The organism is Aeromonas sp. 25-248, assembly GCF_053005425.1.
Map to the genome: position 1 here is coordinate 1 of NZ_JBRKTB010000047.1, position 243 is coordinate 243.

At 51.9% G+C, this 243-nt stretch carries 1 tRNA gene; it reads right to left on the reverse strand.

Annotated elements, in window-relative coordinates:
* Positions 1-77, reverse strand: a tRNA-Arg gene (locus ACVDHI_RS20830).
* Positions 78-243 lie beyond the last annotated feature (166 nt).

The window sequence follows — 243 nt, forward strand, 5'->3', positions numbered from 1 at the left end:
TGGTGCGCCCGAGAGGATTCGAACCTCTGACCACCTGGTTCGTAGCCAGGTACTCTATCCAGCTGAGCTACGGGCGCCCTGTTTTCAAACGATAAAAAAAGCTTACTCAACAGTAAGCCTTCTTTAGTGCCGACTTGCTGATGGTCAACACATGACTCCAAGAGTCAAATATGGTGCGCCCGAGAGGATTCGAACCTCTGACCACCTGGTTCGTAGCCAGGTACTCTATCCAGCTGAGCTACG